At 70.9% G+C, this 16914-nt stretch carries 15 protein-coding genes; 7 read left to right on the top strand and 8 right to left on the bottom strand.

Annotated elements, in window-relative coordinates; genetic code table 11:
• The first annotated feature begins 17 nt into the window (after positions 1–17).
• The 4 genes from BCR15_RS01035 (at position 18) to BCR15_RS01020 (ending at position 4863) form a co-directional block, all read left to right on the top strand.
• Positions 18–1730: a nuclease-related domain-containing DEAD/DEAH box helicase gene (locus BCR15_RS01035; protein ID WP_068749578.1), complete on the top strand. Its 1713-nt coding sequence runs from the start codon at positions 18–20 to the stop codon at positions 1728–1730.
• A 451-nt stretch (positions 1731–2181) separates the two neighbouring features.
• A complete protein-coding gene (locus tag BCR15_RS01030; protein WP_068749577.1) occupies positions 2182–3234 on the top strand; it encodes an ABC transporter substrate-binding protein in 1053 nt (350 codons plus the stop codon).
• Positions 3231–4016, top strand: coding sequence for an ABC transporter ATP-binding protein (locus tag BCR15_RS01025; RefSeq protein WP_068749576.1), 786 nt, complete (start codon positions 3231–3233; stop codon positions 4014–4016). Before BCR15_RS01030 ends, BCR15_RS01025 begins: the two co-directional genes overlap by 4 nt.
• Positions 3988–4863 carry an ABC transporter permease gene (locus BCR15_RS01020; RefSeq protein ID WP_068749575.1) on the top strand — a complete coding sequence of 292 codons (876 nt, stop codon included), beginning with the start codon at positions 3988–3990 and terminating at the stop codon, positions 4861–4863. Before BCR15_RS01025 ends, BCR15_RS01020 begins: the two co-directional genes overlap by 29 nt.
• Before the next feature lie 881 nt (positions 4864–5744).
• Here BCR15_RS01020 and BCR15_RS01015 read toward each other — a convergent pair.
• Both BCR15_RS01015 and BCR15_RS01010 read right to left on the bottom strand, forming a co-directional pair.
• The gene (locus BCR15_RS01015) at positions 5745–6746 is read right to left on the bottom strand and encodes a sugar phosphate isomerase/epimerase family protein (protein ID WP_068749574.1); all 1002 of its coding nucleotides are present in this window, start codon (positions 6744–6746) and stop codon (positions 5745–5747) included.
• Positions 6743–7915 carry a Gfo/Idh/MocA family protein gene (locus BCR15_RS01010; protein ID WP_068749573.1) on the bottom strand — a complete coding sequence of 391 codons (1173 nt, stop codon included), beginning with the start codon at positions 7913–7915 and terminating at the stop codon, positions 6743–6745. Before BCR15_RS01010 ends, BCR15_RS01015 begins: the two co-directional genes overlap by 4 nt.
• Positions 7916–8027: 112 nt before the next feature.
• Between BCR15_RS01010 and BCR15_RS01005 the strand changes: the two genes are divergently transcribed.
• Complete coding sequence (locus BCR15_RS01005) at positions 8028–9035, top strand: LacI family DNA-binding transcriptional regulator (RefSeq protein ID WP_068749572.1); 1008 nt, start codon at positions 8028–8030, stop codon at positions 9033–9035.
• 34 nt (positions 9036–9069) lie between these two features.
• Here the strand turns inward: BCR15_RS01005 and BCR15_RS01000 are convergent, their stop codons facing one another.
• From BCR15_RS01000 to BCR15_RS00990, 3 genes are all read right to left on the bottom strand, one after another.
• Complete coding sequence (locus tag BCR15_RS01000; protein ID WP_068749571.1) at positions 9070–10041, bottom strand: SGNH/GDSL hydrolase family protein; 972 nt, start codon at positions 10039–10041, stop codon at positions 9070–9072.
• Between the two features lie 67 nt (positions 10042–10108).
• A complete protein-coding gene (locus BCR15_RS00995) occupies positions 10109–10867 on the bottom strand; it encodes a maleylpyruvate isomerase family mycothiol-dependent enzyme (RefSeq protein ID WP_068749570.1) in 759 nt (252 codons plus the stop codon).
• Position 10868: 1 nt separating this feature from the next.
• Complete coding sequence (locus BCR15_RS00990; protein WP_068749569.1) at positions 10869–11507, bottom strand: TetR/AcrR family transcriptional regulator; 639 nt, start codon at positions 11505–11507, stop codon at positions 10869–10871.
• A 114-nt stretch (positions 11508–11621) separates the two neighbouring features.
• Between BCR15_RS00990 and BCR15_RS00985 the strand changes: the two genes are divergently transcribed.
• Together BCR15_RS00985 and BCR15_RS00980 are read left to right on the top strand one after the other, a co-directional pair.
• Positions 11622–12650: a sodium:calcium antiporter gene (locus BCR15_RS00985; protein ID WP_078919903.1), complete on the top strand. Its 1029-nt coding sequence runs from the start codon at positions 11622–11624 to the stop codon at positions 12648–12650.
• A gap of 48 nt (positions 12651–12698) precedes the next feature.
• Entirely contained in the window at positions 12699–13514 is an 816-nt protein-coding gene (locus tag BCR15_RS00980; RefSeq protein WP_068749635.1) for an oxidoreductase, read from the top strand.
• Between the two features lie 6 nt (positions 13515–13520).
• Here the strand turns inward: BCR15_RS00980 and BCR15_RS00975 are convergent, their stop codons facing one another.
• Genes BCR15_RS00975 through BCR15_RS00965 form a run of 3 tightly spaced genes read right to left on the bottom strand, consistent with a single transcriptional unit; the run spans position 13521 to position 16888 of the window.
• Positions 13521–14408, bottom strand: coding sequence for a phosphoribulokinase (locus BCR15_RS00975; RefSeq protein ID WP_068749568.1), 888 nt, complete (start codon positions 14406–14408; stop codon positions 13521–13523).
• Between the two features lie 10 nt (positions 14409–14418).
• Complete coding sequence (locus tag BCR15_RS00970) at positions 14419–15489, bottom strand: class 1 fructose-bisphosphatase (protein WP_068749567.1); 1071 nt, start codon at positions 15487–15489, stop codon at positions 14419–14421.
• 22 nt (positions 15490–15511) lie between these two features.
• A complete protein-coding gene (locus BCR15_RS00965; RefSeq protein ID WP_068749566.1) occupies positions 15512–16888 on the bottom strand; it encodes a ribulose-bisphosphate carboxylase in 1377 nt (458 codons plus the stop codon).
• Positions 16889–16914: the final 26 nt, after the last annotated feature.

Raw genomic sequence — 16914 nt, 5'->3', positions numbered from 1 at the left:
CCCGTTACCGTGGCCCCATGGCGCCGACGCTGATCCCTGACGAACCACGCTTCACCACCTCGTCGGAGGAGTTCGTGTGGACCAGGCTGCGCGACGCTCTCCGCCCCGAGGACACCCTCATCGCGAACCACCGCCTCACGGACGCGGCCAAGGACTACGAGGCCGACCTGGTGGTGGTGATGCCCGGGGCCGGGGTGGTGGTCGTCGAGGTGAAGGGCGCCGGCATCGGGTGTCGCGACGGTCGGTGGTTCATGGAGCGCGAAGGGAGGCGCGAGACGGTGGATCCGGTGGCCCAGGCGCGCGACGCCCGGTACGCGATCCGCGACTACGTCGAGTCTGATCGACGGTGGGCGGACAGCTCCCGCGGCCGGGTGCGATTCGCGCACACCGTCGTGACCCCGTTCCTCACCCTCGGCGACGACTTCGACCTCCCCGACTGCCCCCGCTGGATGGTGCACGGTCGCGAGGACATGCCGACGCTCGCGACCCGGCTGGCCGACGTCCCGCTGCGGTTCGAGACCAACCGCCTGGCACCGTCGCTCGACGACTGCCAGCTCATCGTCGAGATCCTCACCGGACGCGGGGTCGACGCGGCGCCGACGGTGGAAGACCAGGCCGACGAGCGGCACGCCCGCGCCGACCGGCTGACGCAGGAGCAGGCGCTGATCCTGGACGTCACCCGGCTGCTGCGCCGCATCGAGGTGCGCGGCGGGGCCGGCAGCGGCAAGACAGTGCTGGCGTTGACGCAGGCCAAGCAGCTGAGCCGCGGGCAGGGTGGGCGCGCGCCTGAGCGGGTGGCGCTGCTGTGTTATTCGATCGGCCTGGCGAGCTACTTCCGGCGTGAGGTAGCGGGGTGGCCGCGGAAGCACCGCCCGGCGTTCGTCGGGACCTTCGAGGGGCTGGCGAACCTGTGGGGGATCGCGTCGGGGTCGCGCGACGAGCCGGACTTCTGGGAGCACGAGTTGCCGCGGATCATGGCTGACCGCGCCGCGGAACTGCCGCCGGGCCAGCGGTTCGACTCGTTCGTCGTCGACGAGGCGCAGGACTTCGCGGAGTCGTGGTGGCGGCCTCTGGTGTCCGCGCTCAAGGATGAGCAGGAGGGCGGGTTGTTTCTCTACTCCGATGAGAACCAGCGGATCTTCCAGCGCTTCGGACGTCCCCCGGTGCCGCTGGTCCCCCTGGTGCTGGACCATAACCTGCGCAACACCCGGCAGATCGCCGAGGTGTTCCGGCCGCTGGCGCCGCTGCGGATGCGTCTGGAGGGCGGCAACGGGCCCGACGTCGTCTTCGTCCCCGCCGCTCCCGACGACGCCGACGACGTGGCCGACGACAAGGTCGAGGCTCTGCTCGACGAGGGCTGGGCGCCCGGGCATGTGGCGCTGCTCACCACCGGCAGGCGGCATCCGGAGCAACGCAGCCGGCAGGAGATGGACGGGCAGGACGGATACTGGGAGTCGTTCTGGGACGACGACCTCGTGTTCTACGGCCACGTGCTCGGCTTCAAGGGCTTGGAGCGCCGCGCCGTCGTCTTGTGCGTGAACGAAGACGGGACACGGGAGCGGTTCCGGGAGCGCATGTACGTGGGGCTGTCGCGGGCGACGGACCGGCTCATCGTCGTCGGAGATCCGACGGCGATCGCGCGGGCCGGCGACGAGGTGCTGCGCGGGATGGCCGGCGCCGACCGTCGGAACTTCCACGCCCACCCGCGGCCAGTACCCCCTGGGGTATAGGGTGGTGGTCTCGCCCGCCCCTGAGGAGCCGTTCGGGAAGCCGCTGCGCGGCGCCGAGGTGCGCGCTTCGCTGCGCTGATTCAGCGGCCGCCCGCCCGTGCGCCGCGTCGACGCCGTGGGCTGGTCGCCCGCCGCTGGCAGCCCCTGCCGAACTCTCGGTTGAGCCCGGTTCTGGTGTCGCCAGAGTCTTTAACGATCAAATGTCCCGAATGGGTCGTCGACACCCGGTGCAGGCTCAACCCCACTCCCCCACCCCCGCCGCAGGCTCAACCGAGCCCCGCAGACCGCGTGTCAGGCTCAACGGGGATCGGCGAAGATATTCCCGCGTTCAGCGCTCAGCGAAAGACCGCCTCCGCGGCACGCTCAGGGGAAGTCTCACCGCGCCGGCGGGCGTTGACGGTGGTGTCGGGGCCCACCTAGCTTCGGCAGCACCCGCCCAGCAGGAGACCCCATGCACGACCGCCGCAGCCCCCGGCCCGCAAGCGCGACGACGCTCGCCGTCGCCATGCTGGCCTGCGGACTGCTCGCCGGGTGCACCACCGCGGCGGGCGCCGACGACGGCGTCAGCATCGGCTACTTCCCCACCGTCACGCACGCCCCGGCCCTCGTCGCCGACGGCGAGGGCCTGTTCGACGACCGGCTCGCGGAGGTCGGTGCCAACGCGACCACGCAGTCCTTCCGCGCCGGGCCAGAGGCACTCCAGGCGGTGCTGGCGGGATCGGTCGACATCGCCTACCTCGGCCCCAACCCCGCCGTCACCGCGTATCTCCAGTCGAGCGGCGACGCCGTCCGGGTTATCGCCGGCTCCACCTCCGGCGGTGCGTCGCTGGTCGTCCGCCCCGGCATCGAGGACCCCGCCGACCTCCGCGGCGCCCGCCTCGCCACCCCCCAGCTGGGCAATACGCAGGACATCGCGCTCAGGCACTGGCTCACCGCGCAGGGCCTCACCGCCACCGAGGATGGCGGGGGCGACGTCCACGTCCTCCCCCAGCCCAACTCCGCCGCCGTCCAGGCGTTCCGCACCGGCCAGATCGACGGCGCCTGGCTGCCCGAGCCGTTCGCGAGCCGGCTCGTCGAGGCCGGCGGGCGGGTCCTCGTCGACGAGCGCGATCTCTGGCCGGGCGGCCGCTTCGTCACGACCACCGTCGTCGCGCACCCCGACGTCCTCGCCGAGCACCCCGAGCGCGTCCAAGCCGTCCTCGAGGCCCACCTCGACGCCCTGGCTCTCATCGACGACGACCCGGCCGCCGCCCGCGACACGGTCGCCGCCCAGATCACGGCCCTCACCGGCCAGGACCTGGACCCCGCGACCCTCGCCTCAGCCTGGGAGACCATGGACTTCGGCCCCGACCCTCTGGCCGGCGCCCTCCGCGACGCCGCCGCCCACGCGGACGCCGTCGGCCTGCTCCCCGACAAACCACACGACGACTTCGCCCGGCTCTGGGACCTCGCCCTCCTCAACGATGCCCTCGCCGCACGCGGCCTCCCGGCGGTGGCCGCGTGAGCGCCGCCGCGCCGACCGCCGCCCGCGGCGGGCTGCGCCTGCGCGGCGTGTCCAAGTCGTTCGGGCGCGGCGACTCCCAGGTCACGGCGCTCGGCGACCTCGACCTCGACGTCGCCCCCGGCGAGTTCGTCGCCGTCGTCGGCGGGTCCGGTTGCGGGAAGTCGACCATGTTGACGCTCGCCGCCGGCCTGGAGACACCGACGACCGGGAGCATCGACGCCGGCGGCAAGGTGGCGCTGATGTTCCAGGAGAGCACGCTGCTGCCGTGGCTGACCGCCGCGGGCAACGTCGAGCTCGCGCTCCAGCTGCGCGGCGTGCCCACGGCGGAGCGCGGCGCCCTGGCCCGCCAACTGCTCGGCCGGGTGCGCCTCGGCCGGCACGTCGACAAGCGCCCCCACGAGATGAGCGGCGGCATGCGGCAGCGCGTCGCGCTGGCCAGGGTCCTCGCGCAGGACGCCGCCGTCGTCCTCATGGACGAGCCGCTCGGCGCCCTCGACGCCATGACCCGCGACCAGATGCACGACCTCATCGAGGAGGTGTGGCTCGACGCGGGGTTCAGCGTCGTGTTCGTCACCCACAACGTGCGGGAGGCGGTCCGGCTGGCCGACCGCACGATCCTCATGGGCGCCCGTCCGGGGCGGATCATCCACGAGCAGCGCATCCAGGTGCCCCGGCCGCGCGCGATGGAGTCGGCCCCCTGCGTGGCGCTGGCCGCCGACCTCACTCAACGCCTACGCGAGGAGGTGGCCCGCCATGACGAGGCCGACTACTTCGAGATCTGACGTCGCCGAGCCGCTGGATCCCGCCGAGGAGCCCCTCGCCGACGACGCCGCCGCCCGCCCGGCCCGCTGGCGGCGCGCGCTGCCGATCCTCCTCGCGACCGGCATCTTCCTGGTGCTGTGGCAGGTCGTGTCGTGGTCGGGCTGGAAGCCCGAGTACCTCCTCCCGGGGCCCACCGTCGTGCTCGGCGAGCTCGCCCGGCTGGCCTCAGAACCGTCGTTCTGGGTGGCGCTGGGCCGGACGCTCACCCGCGCCGTCGTGGGGTTCGCGCTCGCGGTGGCGATCGGCACGGCCATCGGGTTGGCGACGGCGAGGTCGCGGCTGCTCCGCTCGGCCATCGGGTCGCTCGTGACCGGCCTGCAGACCATGCCCTCGGTGGTGTGGTTCCCCCTCGCCATCCTCCTGATGGGCCTCGGCGAGCAGGCCATCATGTTCGTCGTCGTGCTCGGCGCCGCGCCCAGCGTCGCCAACGGCGTGCTGACCGGCGTCGACCAGGTGCCCCCCGCCTACCACAGGCTCGGCGATGTGCTGGGTGCCCGCGGCTGGACCCTCTACCGGCACATCATCATCCCGGCGGCCCTGCCGTCGTACGTCGCGGGACTCAGCCAGGGTTGGGCCTTCGCGTGGCGCTCGCTCATGGCGGGCGAGCTGCTGGTGGTCATCCCGGGCGCGATCGCGCTGGGTAACCGGCTGTCGTTCGCGCAGGAGTTCGGCGACGCCGCCGGGCTGATGGCCTACATGATCGTCATCCTCGTGGTCGGCATGCTCGCCGACACCGCCTTCAGCGCCGCGGCCCGGCGGCTGCGCGAGCGTCGCGGCCTGGCCACCCCGGCGGAGCGTCGCGCCTGAACCCCGCCCCGCCAGGCGGAACGCTTCACACAAGCTACGACATCTCCTCTCGACGCTTCGCCAACGGTCAGGACCCGTCGACCCGCAGCGCTGCGCGGGTCTGCCCGCGGCGTCGCGAACGAAGCGGCCCCCACCGATCCCCGAGGAGGCCGGAGTCGCGAAGCGACCGCGGGCGGCCCCACCGATCCCTGAGGAGGCCGGAGTCGCGAAGCGACCACGGGCGGCCCCACCGATCCCTGAGGAGGCCGGAGTCGCGAAGCGACCCTCGGCCGTCTCGAAGGGTCGTACCCCGCACCGTCCAACAGTCTCTGCCCAATGTCGCGACACAACCCTTCGAGACGATCACGGCGCTCCGCGCGGCGATCTCCTCAGGGAGCGGTGAGAGCGACCCACCGGCGCTCCGCGCGGCGATCTCCTCAGGGAACGAAAACAGACAGGCCCCGCCGCTCCGCGGGCGGCCCCACCGATCCCTGAGGAGGCCGGAGTCGCGAATCGACCACGGGCGGCCCCACCGATCCCTGAGGAGGCCGGAGTCGCGAAGCGACCCTCGGCCGTCTCGAAGGGTCGTAACCCGCACCGTCCAACAGTCTCTGCCCAATGTCGCGACACAACCCTTCGAGACGATCACCGGCGCTCCGCGCGGCGATCTCCTCAGGGAGCGGTGAGAACGACCCACCGGCGCTCCGCGCGGCGATCTCCTCAGGGAGCGGTGGGAACGACCCACCGGCGCTCCGCGCGGCGATCTCCTCAGGGAGCGGTGAGAACGACCCACCGGCGCTCCGCGCAGCGACCTCGTCAGGGAGCGGTGAGAACGACCCACCGGCGCTCCGCGCAGCGACCTCGTCAAGGAGCGGCCGGAACGATCACCGGCGCTCGGCCCGTCACTCGGCCTCGAACGCCGCCAAGGCGTCCTTCAATACCTCCGCGGCGACCTCGAGCCCCTCGATGCGACCCAGCTCAGTGTCCTCGTGCTCGATGTTCAGACACATGTCCGGGTCCACCTCGTGGAGGGCCCGGATGAACTCCGTCCAGTACTCGGTGTCGTGGCCCTTACCCAGCGCGACGAAGTCCCAGGAGGAGTCCGTCGGCCACTCGTTGGCCCACTCGTCGCCGCCGAGGTTGACGCGCGCCTCGTCGGGCGAGAGTCGGCGGAACCCGTTGTCGAGGACCCCGTTGAGCCGCGCGTTCGGGTTGATCCGCACGTCCTTGGCCGCGGCATGGAAGATCAGCGGCCCCAGTTCCCGAACAACGGCGATCGGATCGGCCTGCTGCCAGAACAGGTGCGACGCGTCCATCTCGACGCCGATGTGGGTCGCTCCGGTGAGCTCGATGAGCTTCTTGACGTCGCGGGCGTTGAACACGAGGTTCTGGGGGTGCAGCTCAAGGGCCACCTTCACGCCGTGGTCCTTGGCGAACCGGTCCATCTCGCTCCAGAACGGCGCGGCGATCTCCCACTGGTAGTCTAGGACGTCGAGCGCGGCGGAGTTCCAGGCGTTGACGATCCAGTTCGGGTACTTCGTTCCCGGTTCGCCGCCGGGCAGGCCGGACATGGTGACGACGCGGGTCTGGCCGAGCGCGGCGGCCGCACGGATGGAGCGGCGGATGTCCTCGGCGTGCTTCTCGGCGATCTCCGCGTTCGGATGCAGCGGGTTGCCGTTGCAGTTGAGGCCGGCGATCTCGACGCCGGTGCCCTCGAAGCGCGCCAGGTACGCCTTCGCGGCCGCGGGGCTGGCGGCGATCTCCTCGATCTCCGGGATGTGGACGGGGGGCAGGAAGCCGCCCGAGTTGATCTCGATGCCGGTCAGGCCGAGACCCCCGATCACCTCCAGCGCCTCCTCCAGGGGGCGATCGTGCAGGACTGCGTTGTAGACACCGAGCTTCACAGGGTCACCGTCTTTCCGTTGTCGGCTGCCGACTCAGCGACGGCGGCCAGGATTTCCATGTTGTGGACGCCGTCGTCGAACGAGGCGTTGCGGGGCAGGGACTCCGATTCGGGGATTCCGGCCACCTCTTCGAGGAAGGCGCGGGCCTGGAACGCAAAGCCCTCGTTCTGGCCGAAACCGACGCCGGACACGTCGATGGCCATGCCGCCGGCGACGTAAGGGTGATCCGAGCCCAGGTTCACGGTCCGGTAGCCGTTGGTGCCCGGCTGGTCGTCGTGCAGGTAGAGCCGCACCTGCGACGGCGTGTCCTGATGGAAGCTCGCCGCGCCGTTGACGCAGAAGACCTCGAAGTTCAGGCCGTTGGGGTACCCGGCGGCCACGCGGGAGGCCTCCAGACTCGCCGTCGTGGCACCGAACTTCGCCGTGAACGTGGCGTAGTCGTCGTTCTCCACCGGCTCGGTCTCGCTGGAGACGTCGACCTGACCGTGCCCGACGACGGCGCCCAGCGGCAGCGGGCGCTCCGTGATGGCGGTCGTGAACGCCCCGCCCGAGACGGCGGTCATGTCGCCGCAGAGGAACTCCGACAGATAGGTGAGGTGGCTGCCGACGTCGGCGAGCGCGCCCGACCCCATGGGGCCCTTGTAGCGCCAACTCATCTGCCCCTTCGGATTGCACGCGTAGTCGCACCAGTAGCGCGCCGAGAGATGCAACACCGTGCCCAGCGTCCCGTCCTGGATCCAGTTGCGGATGGCGGCGATCCCGGGCTGCCGGACATACGTGAGACCGATGCGGGCGATCGACGACGCCTCGCGGGCCAGCCGCGCCATCTCGCGGGCGGACTCGAGTGTGTCGGCGAGCGGCTTCTCACACAGGACGTGCTTTCCCGCCTCCAGGAGGCCGCGGACCACCTCGAGGTGCAGGCTGTTGGCGATGACGACGCTGACGACGTGGATGTCGGGGTCGGCGGCGATGGCCCGCCAATCGGTGTCGCTGCGTTCGTAGCCGTAGCGGCGGGCGGTGGCCTCGCCGATCTCGGCGTTCACGTCGCAGATGGAGACGTAGCGCAGGTCGGGCAGCGTGGGCCGATACAGGGTGGGCGCCACCCGGTAGGCGGCGGCGTGCGACTTCCCCGCCATGCCGGCTCCGATGACGGCGATGCCGATGGTCATTCATCCTCCTCGATGTACACTTGGAGCGGTCCAAGTGCCACTAAGGTAGGCGGAGGACGCTTGTCCTGTCAATAGCTGCGTTACCCTCGGTCATCGCGGAAGGAGTTGCGCCGTGTCACCCCGCCGACGGCCTGTCAGGCCGACCATTTACGACGTCGCCCGCGAGGCCGGCGTCTCGAAGTCGCTGGTGTCGCTCGTGCTCAACGGCTCCAGTCTCGTGGCCGAGCCCAAGCGGCAGGCCGTCCAGGACGCCATCGCCAAGCTCGGATACCGCCGCAGCCAGGCCGCCTCGGCGCTCGCGGCGGACCGGACGCGCACCGTCGGCCTCGTCATCGACGACTTCCAGAACCCCTCGTTCGTCGAGTTGCTGCGCGGTCTCCGCGCCGCGGTGGGGCCGCAGGGATTCCACGTCGCAATCCGGGAGCACTACCGGGACGGGGACACGTTCGTCAACGCCATCGACGGCTTCCTCGACAGCCAGGTCGACGCCTTGGTGGTCGCGGCCGAACCGGGGCGCGACCTTCCCACGCTCGGCGTCCCGACGGTCCTCGAGGGCACGCGACTGCACCGCATCGACGACGCGGACACCGTCGAGAGCGACCAGCGCCACGGCGTCGATCAACTCATGGAGCACCTGCGGTCGGCAGGACATCGTCGGATCGGACACGTGACCGGCGCCGGCGGCGCGGCCGCGGTCCGTCTGCAGGCGTACCTCGAGGCGGTGGAGGCCCAAGGCGAGGCGGCCCGGTTCGCCGGCGAGTCCAACGAGACGAACGAGGACGGCGGGTATGCCGGGGCGGTGGAACTGCTCCGCCGGCATCCCGATGTGACGGCGGTCTTCGCCGCCAACGACACCATGGCGCTCGGCACCCGCGCCGCTCTGAGGGAGGCGGGGCGCGAGGTGCCTCGCGACGTCGCGCTGATCGGCTACGACAACTCGCACCTGGCACGCAGCCGGTTCCTCGACCTCACCACGGTCGACAGCCATGCCTACGACGCCGGCGTCGCATGCGGCGAGGCGATTCTCCGGCGCCTCGCCGAGCCCGACCTTCCGCCCGCGTCCGTGGTGGTCCCGAGCACGCTCGTCGTGCGGTCGTCGTCCGCGACCGTCGTGCGCTGACCCGGCGCCGTCCTCCGACGCCGGGTCACCGACCTCAGTCCTTCGGCAGCTTCACCATGCCGCGCGTGGTGTCGCTGGAAGTGGTCCCGCCGGTGGTGACGGTCGCGGCGGTGCCGGTCGCGGTGCCGCCGAGCACCCCGGCGACGGTGGGCTTGTAGCCCGACGCATACCCGGTCGCGTTGGGATGGAACGACTGATACGTGGCCAGCGAAGCGTTGTTGATCCAGGACGACGAGTCGCAGACGGCGTGCCCCGTGAAGGGTTCCCGTACGTCCGCGAAGCGGATGCCCGCGCGTCCCGCGGCAGCGCTGATCGTGTCGGAGAGCGTGTCAGCCCCGCTGTTGATGGCCGTCACCTCGTTCTTGGTGAAGGCGGTGAGCCAGCTGCAGTCGGGCTTGACGGGGCTGAGGAGGTGGGGGTAGTTCGTCGCCACGATCGCGGCCGACGGTGCCTCGGTCTTCACGGCGCTGAACACTGCGTCGAGCCTGCTGGGCAGATCAGTCTTCGTCACCTCGACCGCCGTTTGGACAGCCGACAGGCAGGCAGCTTCGTTACTCCCCATGCACGTGGTCATGATGGAGGCGAAGCCGACGTCGTTGCCGCCGATGGTGATGGTCACGTAGCTGGCGTCGGTCAAGCTGGAAGTGAGCTGCTTGTCCAGGACGTCCGCGGTCACGGCGCCCGAGCACGCCTGCAGGTTCAGGGCGTAGCCCTTCTCGGTCGCGACGAGGCCGGGGTACCCCTTGAGCGAGCGGTAGCACCCGCTCGAATCCTGGAGGTACGACCCGGCCCCGGTGCCTGCCGCGTAGCTGTCGCCGAGGGCGACGTACATCGGCTGCGGCGCTGGAGTCGGGGAGGCGGTCGGCGAAGGCGACGGCGTCGGCTCGGCTGTCGGCGTCGGCTTGGGATTCTTCGGAGCCGCCTCGGCCCCGGCGATGGTGATGGACATAGCGACGACGACGGTCGTCAGCGCGGCTGCGATGCCGCGCACCCCCCTGCGGATCATGGGCACAATCTAGGACCCGCAGAGCCCGCCCGGCAATGATGAATCACCGGCGCGCAATCACGCCTGGTCAGAACGCGACGCGCGCCCCGGCCAGCGGACCGCGCACCTCGGCCGGGACGCCGTCGAGCAGCCCCGGCGCCGCAGTCCGCCCGGACAAGTGCCGCATGAACTCCACGGCGGGCAGCTCAACCTCGGGTCCGGCCCCCTCCCCCAGGTCCCACGCTCCCCCCTCGGGGCCGGTGAGCCGCAGGTGCACCGCTGGCCCGGTCCAGGCGAGGCCGAGGTCGCGGACGACCTGTTCCACCACTTCCGCATCCGTGGGATCCGGCTGGGTCGCAGCCCCCACCGCCCGCGCGATGTCGTGGCGGTGCAGCCAGACATCGCGGGTGAGGATGGTGTCGACGAATGACCCGATGGTCGTGTACGTCGGCAGGGCCTCGTCCTTTGCGGGGAACCGGCGCAGCCACCCAGGGGTGTCGCGGTCCGACTCCGCCCGGCGTCGCAGCGTCGCCAGAAGCTCTGCCGTCGAGAGGGACCGGTGGCGGTCGATGCCCACCTCGTTGGCCGCGTCGAGGGTGCTGCGACCCCGGTAGCGGAACCGCCCGATCTGCGCGTCGACGAGGAACAGCAGCGGGTTGCCCTGGAAGCGGGCGACCGAGGCGATGTGCCCGACCATGTCGCGCACGGTCCAGGCCGGACACTCGGTGACCGCGGCCCACTGCTCCGGGGCGAGTTCATTCACCTCGTCGATGAGGCGCAGGTGCTGGGCGCGTGCGACGCGCAGTCCGTCGCCGGGGCCGGGCAGGGGGATGTCGATGGCGCGCATGTCAGGTCCTTTCGGGGAGGTGCGCGAGCACGAGAGCCCGGACGAGTGCCGGGAGGTGGCCGACGGCGACGCCGTCGGCATAGGCGACATCCGGCTCGTTGGCCAGGTGCCGCACGACCGCCCCGGTGGTGGCGGTGGCGAGGTTCTGCACGAGTTCGTCCACGTCGGTGAGGGGGTGGAGCAGCTCGTTCGCGCACAGCGCGGCGAGTTCGTCGCGGGAGAGCGCAACGACGGCGAGCGACGGGGCGAACGCCTCGGGCGTGGGCTGCCACTGCGGCACCGGCCGCGTCAGCATGAGCTGGCTCAGCTCGGGGTTCGCCAGCGCCCAGCGCACGAAGGCGTCGGTGATCGCCAGGACCCGCGCCACGGTGTCCGTGTGCCCGTCGATCGGCTCGAGGGCGCCACGGCGTGCCCGCATCTCGTCGAGGCAGGCCTGCCATCCGCGTCGGAACAACTCGTCGTAGAGGGCGCCCTTGGACTCGACGTAGGTGTAGAGCGACGGCGTCCGGACCCCGAGCCGTCGCGCGACCTCTCCCAACGAAAGGCCGGCCACGCCCTGGCCGGCCATGATCTCGATGGCCAGCGCGACGATCTCGTCGCGGGTCTGGTCGTGCCTGCGTTGCCGCCGCCCTGGCTCCATGGCTCCTCCTTATGCACAAAGGTATCCCTAATGCCGTTAGATTGCCAGGGTGCACCCCTGGCAAAAGTCGACCCGGAGTAGCGTCATGAGCGCTCCAACGCCCGGTGGTCGCTCGTGTCAGAACTGGTCGCACTCATCGCGTTCGTGGCCTGTGCCGCGGCGATTTTCGTCGCGGGCGGGCGCCTGTCCCGGTACGGCGAGCGGATCGGCGAGCTCAGCGGGTGGGGCAGCGCCTGGGTGGGACTGATCCTCATGGCCTCCGTGACGTCGCTGCCGGAACTGATGGTCGGGATCAGCTCGTCGGCCATCGTCGGTTCGGCCGATCTCGCGGTGGGCGACGTGCTGGGCAGCTGCGCGATCAACCTGCTCATCCTCGCCAGCCTCGACATGCTCGTGCCCGAGCGCAAGCGCCTGCTCTCGCTCGCCTCGCCGTCACACGCCCTGGCTGCCGGGCTCGGGATCGTCCTGCTGGCCACCGTCGGCGTGGCCATGCTGAGCGGCGACGCCATGCCGCTGACCCCCTGGATCGGCGCCTCCTCTCTCTTGTTCCTGGGGCTGTACGTCGGCTCGGTGCGGCTGATCTTCCGCCACTCCCGCTCGGCGCCGGACCCCGGGGTGCAGGCGCCGCTCGACGTCCACCTGACCGCACGCGACCCCGCGACAGCACACCTCACGCTCCCCCAGGCCGTCGGGCGTTACGCCGCGGTGGCGGCCGTCGTCGTGGGTGCCGCCCTGATCCTTCCACCGGCAGCCGAGCAGATCGCGCGGATGTCGGGGCTGGAGGAGTCGTTCGTCGGCACGGTGTTCCTCGCGGTGTCGACGTCTTTGCCTGAACTAGCCGTCTCACTCGCCGCCGTGCGGATGGGCGCCGTCGACCTGGCGGTGGGCAACCTCCTCGGGTCCAACCTGTTCAACATCCTCATCCTCACCGTCGACGAGCTCGTCTACACCAAAGGCCTGCTGCTGGCGGACGCCTCCCCGACGCAGGTGTCGACCGTCCTCACGACGATCGCCATGTCGGCCGTCGTCATCATCGGACTCACCTACCAGGCGGGCGCGGCCAAGCGCTTCGTACTCGCCGGGGACGCGGCGCTCATGCTCGCGGTGTACGGGGGCAATGCCGCGCTTCTCCTCATGCTCTGACCATGGCGGGCAGGGATTACAGTGATCGCGAACGACAAGGAGCACCTCATGGCAACGTGGCTGATCACCGGATGTTCGAGCGGCCTGGGCCGGACCCTGGCCGAGGCGGCCCGCGACGCGGGCCACCAGGTCGTCGCGACCGCCCGCGACCGCGCGACGCTCGACGATCTCGCCGGCGACCGCGTCCTCACCCTGACCCTCGACGTGACCGATCCGGCCCAGATCGAGGCCGCGGTCGCCGAGGCAGAAACCGCCTTCGGCGGGGTCGACGTCCTGGTCAACAACGCGGGCTACGGGTACCGCGCCGCCGTCGAGGAGGGGGCCGACGACGACGTGCGCCGCCTGTTCGACACTCACTTCTACGGGTCCGTCGCGCTCATCAAGGCCGTGCTGCCCGGGATGCGGTCGCGCCGTTCGGGCGCGATCGTCAACCTGTCATCGATCGGCGCCACCATGACGCCCGTCGGGTCCGGCTACTACGCCGCGGTGAAGGCCGCCGTGGAGGGCATGTCAGGCTCACTCCGCGGGGAACTCGCGCCGCTCGGGATCTCCGTCACCGTCGTCGAGCCCGGGGTGTTCGCCACCGACTTCGCCGGCCGGTCGCTGACGCAGTCCGCGACGGTGATCGACGACTACGCGGGCACCGCGGGCACGCGGCGCATCGAGAACGTGGTCAAGAAGCCGGCGCCGGGCGACCCGGTGAAGGCGGCGGCGGCGATCCTGCGCGCCGTCGAGGCCGACGAGCCGCCTGCGTTCCTGCTCCTGGGCAGCGACGCGCTCGACACCTACCGCGCCGTGATGCGTGCCCGTCTCGACGAGGTCGACCGCTGGGAGGACCTCAGCCGCAGCACCGACTTCTCCTGACCGCGGTCAGGTGCGCGCACCCTCGCGTGCCCTGGCCTTGCGGCTGGACTCGACCAGCCACCAGATCAGAGGCGTGAAGATCAGCTGCATCGCCAGGTGCATCTTCCCGCCCGGCACGACGATGCTGTTGGCCCGCGACATGAACGAGCCGTCGATCATCGACAGCAGGTAGGGGAAGTCGATGCCGCGCGGATCGGCGAACCTGATCACCACCATCGACTCGTCGAGCGTCGGGATCCAGCCGGCGATGAACGGGTTGGAGGTGTCGACGACGGGGACGCGCTGGAAGTTGATGTGCGTGTTGGAGAACTGCGGGCAGATGTAGTGCACGTAGTCGGGCATGCGACGCAGGATGGTGTCGGTGACGGCCTCGGTGGAGTAGCCACGCGTGCTTCGATCGCGGTGCAGCTTCTGGATCCACTCGAGGTTGATGATGGGCACCACCCCGATGCGCAGGTCGACGTGCCTGGCGACGTCGACGGCGTCGGTGCGCACGGCGCCGTGCAGCCCCTCGTAGTAGAGCAGGTCGGTCCCGGCGGGCAGGTCGAGCCACGGGGTGAACGTGCCCGGGGGGCGGCCGTAGAGCTGGGCCTCCTCGTCGTCGTGGACGTACTGACGGACCTTCCCGGTGCCGCTGCGTCCGTACTCGGCGAACAGGTCCTCGAGTTCGCCGAACAGGTTGGCTTCGGGGCCGAAGTGGCTGGGCGCGTTCTCTCCGGCCTCCTCGTAGACCCGCTTCATCTCGTCACGGTCGTAGCGGTGGAAGGAGTCACCGTGGACGATGGCGGAGGTGATGGACTCCCGCGCGAAAATCTGCGCGAACGTGTCGGTGACCGTCGTCGTCCCGGCCCCGGAGGAGCCGGTGATCGCGACGACCGGATGCGTGTCGGACATGGCGGACTCCTCAGGGTTCGATGAACAGCGTGCGGTGGTGGAACAGCGGGTAGGACTGGCCCTCGTCGAGCCCCCGGGCATGCTCGTCGACGTAGCGCTCGATCCGGCGCACCTCCTCGACGGCGCCGAAGAAGATCGGGATGCGCTGGGTCAGCGAGAGGGGCACGAGGTCGAGGATGCGTTCGCCGCCCGTCGTGGCCGCGCCGCCCGCCTGCTCCGCGAGGAACGCCAGCGGCGCCGCGTTGTGCATGAGCGGCATCCCCCACAGGCCCACGCGCCGCCCCGTGTCGGGCGCCATGAACAGTCCGCCGTTGACGAGGACCCGGAAGGCGCCGATGACCGCCGAGGCGTTCCAGCGCATCGTGAAGTCGCGCCCGCGCGGGCCGTCGGAGCCCCGGAGGCATTCGTCGACGTAGCGTTTGGTCGGCGCCGGCCAGTGCCTTGCCTCCGACGGGTTGATCGCGAAGCTCCCGGAGCTCGTGGGAATGGTCATCTGGGGATGGGTGAGGACGAAGTTGCCGACGTCGCGGTCGAGGGTGAAGCCGTCGACGCCGTGCCCCGTCGTGAGGACCAGCATCGTGCTCGGCCCGTACAGGCCGATCCCTGCGCACACCTGCCGCGTCTCCGGCTGCATGAAGTCGGCCTCGCCGCACGGGCCGCCGCCGAGCCGCTCCAGGATCGAGAACGCGAGCCCGACCGTCTGGTTCTCGTAGAGCCCGCCCGACCCGTGGAGGGCCTCGGCGAGCAACAAGTATCGCGCGTCCAGGCCGGCCGAGATCTGGTGGATGCTGGGGTCTCCGGCGATCGACACCGCCGCCAGGCGGCCGATGCCGGCGACCCGCTCGAGCAGGGTCCGGGTGGCCAGGCGGCGCAGGCCGCGTTGAAGTGTCCCTGGCTCGCCCGCGGACCGGGAGGCGCCGCTGAGCGCCAGCGGCCCGCGGCTCACGAGCGAGGCGGTGAGCTTCATCGACACGGCGACGGCGCTGAGGATGTGCGCGTAGTCGTGGCCGGGCGGACGCTGCGGGCCGCGGGCCGCGTCCTGCACGTCGAGCAGGTACTGGGTGAACGTCTGATCCGACATGTCCGGTCCCGGTGGGTCCGGCTCAGCGGTCCACGCCGAGGGCCTGCCGCCAGCCCGGGTACAGGGCGTCGGCGTCGGCGGGGAAGGACTCGAAGGCCCGGGCGAACTCCCGGTGCCCGGTGGCCCACTCGACGGGGTCCGCGCCCGCCGCCCAGCACTCGTGCGCCTGTCGCAGCGATCGCCCGCCGGCAGCGGCGCCGTCGAGGTGCCCGTACGCGCCGCCGCCCGCGGTGTTGATGATGTTGGCGTGCCCCAGGTTGGCGAAGAACCCGGGCAGGCGCAGCGCGTTCATCCCGCCGGAGACGATGGGCGTGGTGGGCCGCATGCCGTGCCACTCCTGGTGGAAGGCCGGGCCCTGGTACTGGTCCCGCTCGCAGATGTACGCGATGGCGCGGTCGTCGCGGGCGCCCTCCATCTTGCCGTAGCCCATGGTGCCGACGTGGATGCCCGAGGCGCCCTGGAGGCGCGCCATCTTCGCCAGCACGTACGCGGTGTAGCCGCGCTTCGAGCTGGGGGACGTGACGGCGCCGTGGCCGGCGCGGTGGAAGTGGAGATACTGCCTGGCGAAGTAGCGCCGCGCGGTGGTGACGGCACCCGGCCCGCCGACGTAGCCGTCGACGAGGAACGCCACCTTGTCGGCGTCGGGGCCGAAGGTCTCGAGGATGAACTCGCCGCGGGCGATCATCTCGGCGTGGTCGTCGGCGGTGATGTTGGCGCTGAACAGCTTCGCCTCGCCGGTGTCGTCCATGGCGCGTTTCATCGCGTCGTAGACCAGGGGGATGGTCTGCTTCATGGGGGCGAACACCTGGTTGCCCTGGGGCTCGTCGTTCTTGATGAAGTCGCCGCCCAGCCAGAACTCGTAGGCGGCCCGGGCGAACGGTTCGGGGCGCAGCCCCAGCTTGGGCTTGATGATGGTGCCGGCGATGTAGCCGCCGTCGGTGACCGGCCGCCCGAGGACGCGCCACAGGTCGGCGATCCCCATGGCCGGGCCGTCGAACAGGCTGATCGCGGCACGCGGGACGTAGAAGTCGAACATCTTGGCGTACTCGATGTCGCCCATGCCCTGGTTGTTGCCGATGGTCAGCGTGAGGAAGGACACCATCATCATGCGGCCGTCGATCATGTTGCGGTCGAACAGGTCGAGCGGGTACGCGATGCGCACCTCCTCCGTAGCTTCGTCGGCGTGGTAGACGATGGCGTCGACGCCGCGGGTGAAGTCGTCGGTGGTGGAGACGTCGACGTTGGTGCCCGTCGACGACTCCGCGGCGAAGTGCGCCGCCGCCTCCAGGAAGGAGCCAGACTTCGGCCGCATCGCGTAGGCGCAGAGGATGTGCTTCCCCCCGGCGATGAGGTCGTCCTCACGGAGGCTGAGATCGGTGTAGCGGGCTGACTGGTCCACGGTGACTCCCCACAGGATCGGATGGG

Origin of the sequence: Tessaracoccus lapidicaptus, from assembly GCF_001693815.1 — a bacterium.
Taxonomy (GTDB): domain Bacteria; phylum Actinomycetota; class Actinomycetes; order Propionibacteriales; family Propionibacteriaceae; genus Arachnia; species Arachnia lapidicapta.
Note: the sequence above shows the minus strand (reverse complement) of the source record. Positions and strands in the feature narration are given on the sequence as shown.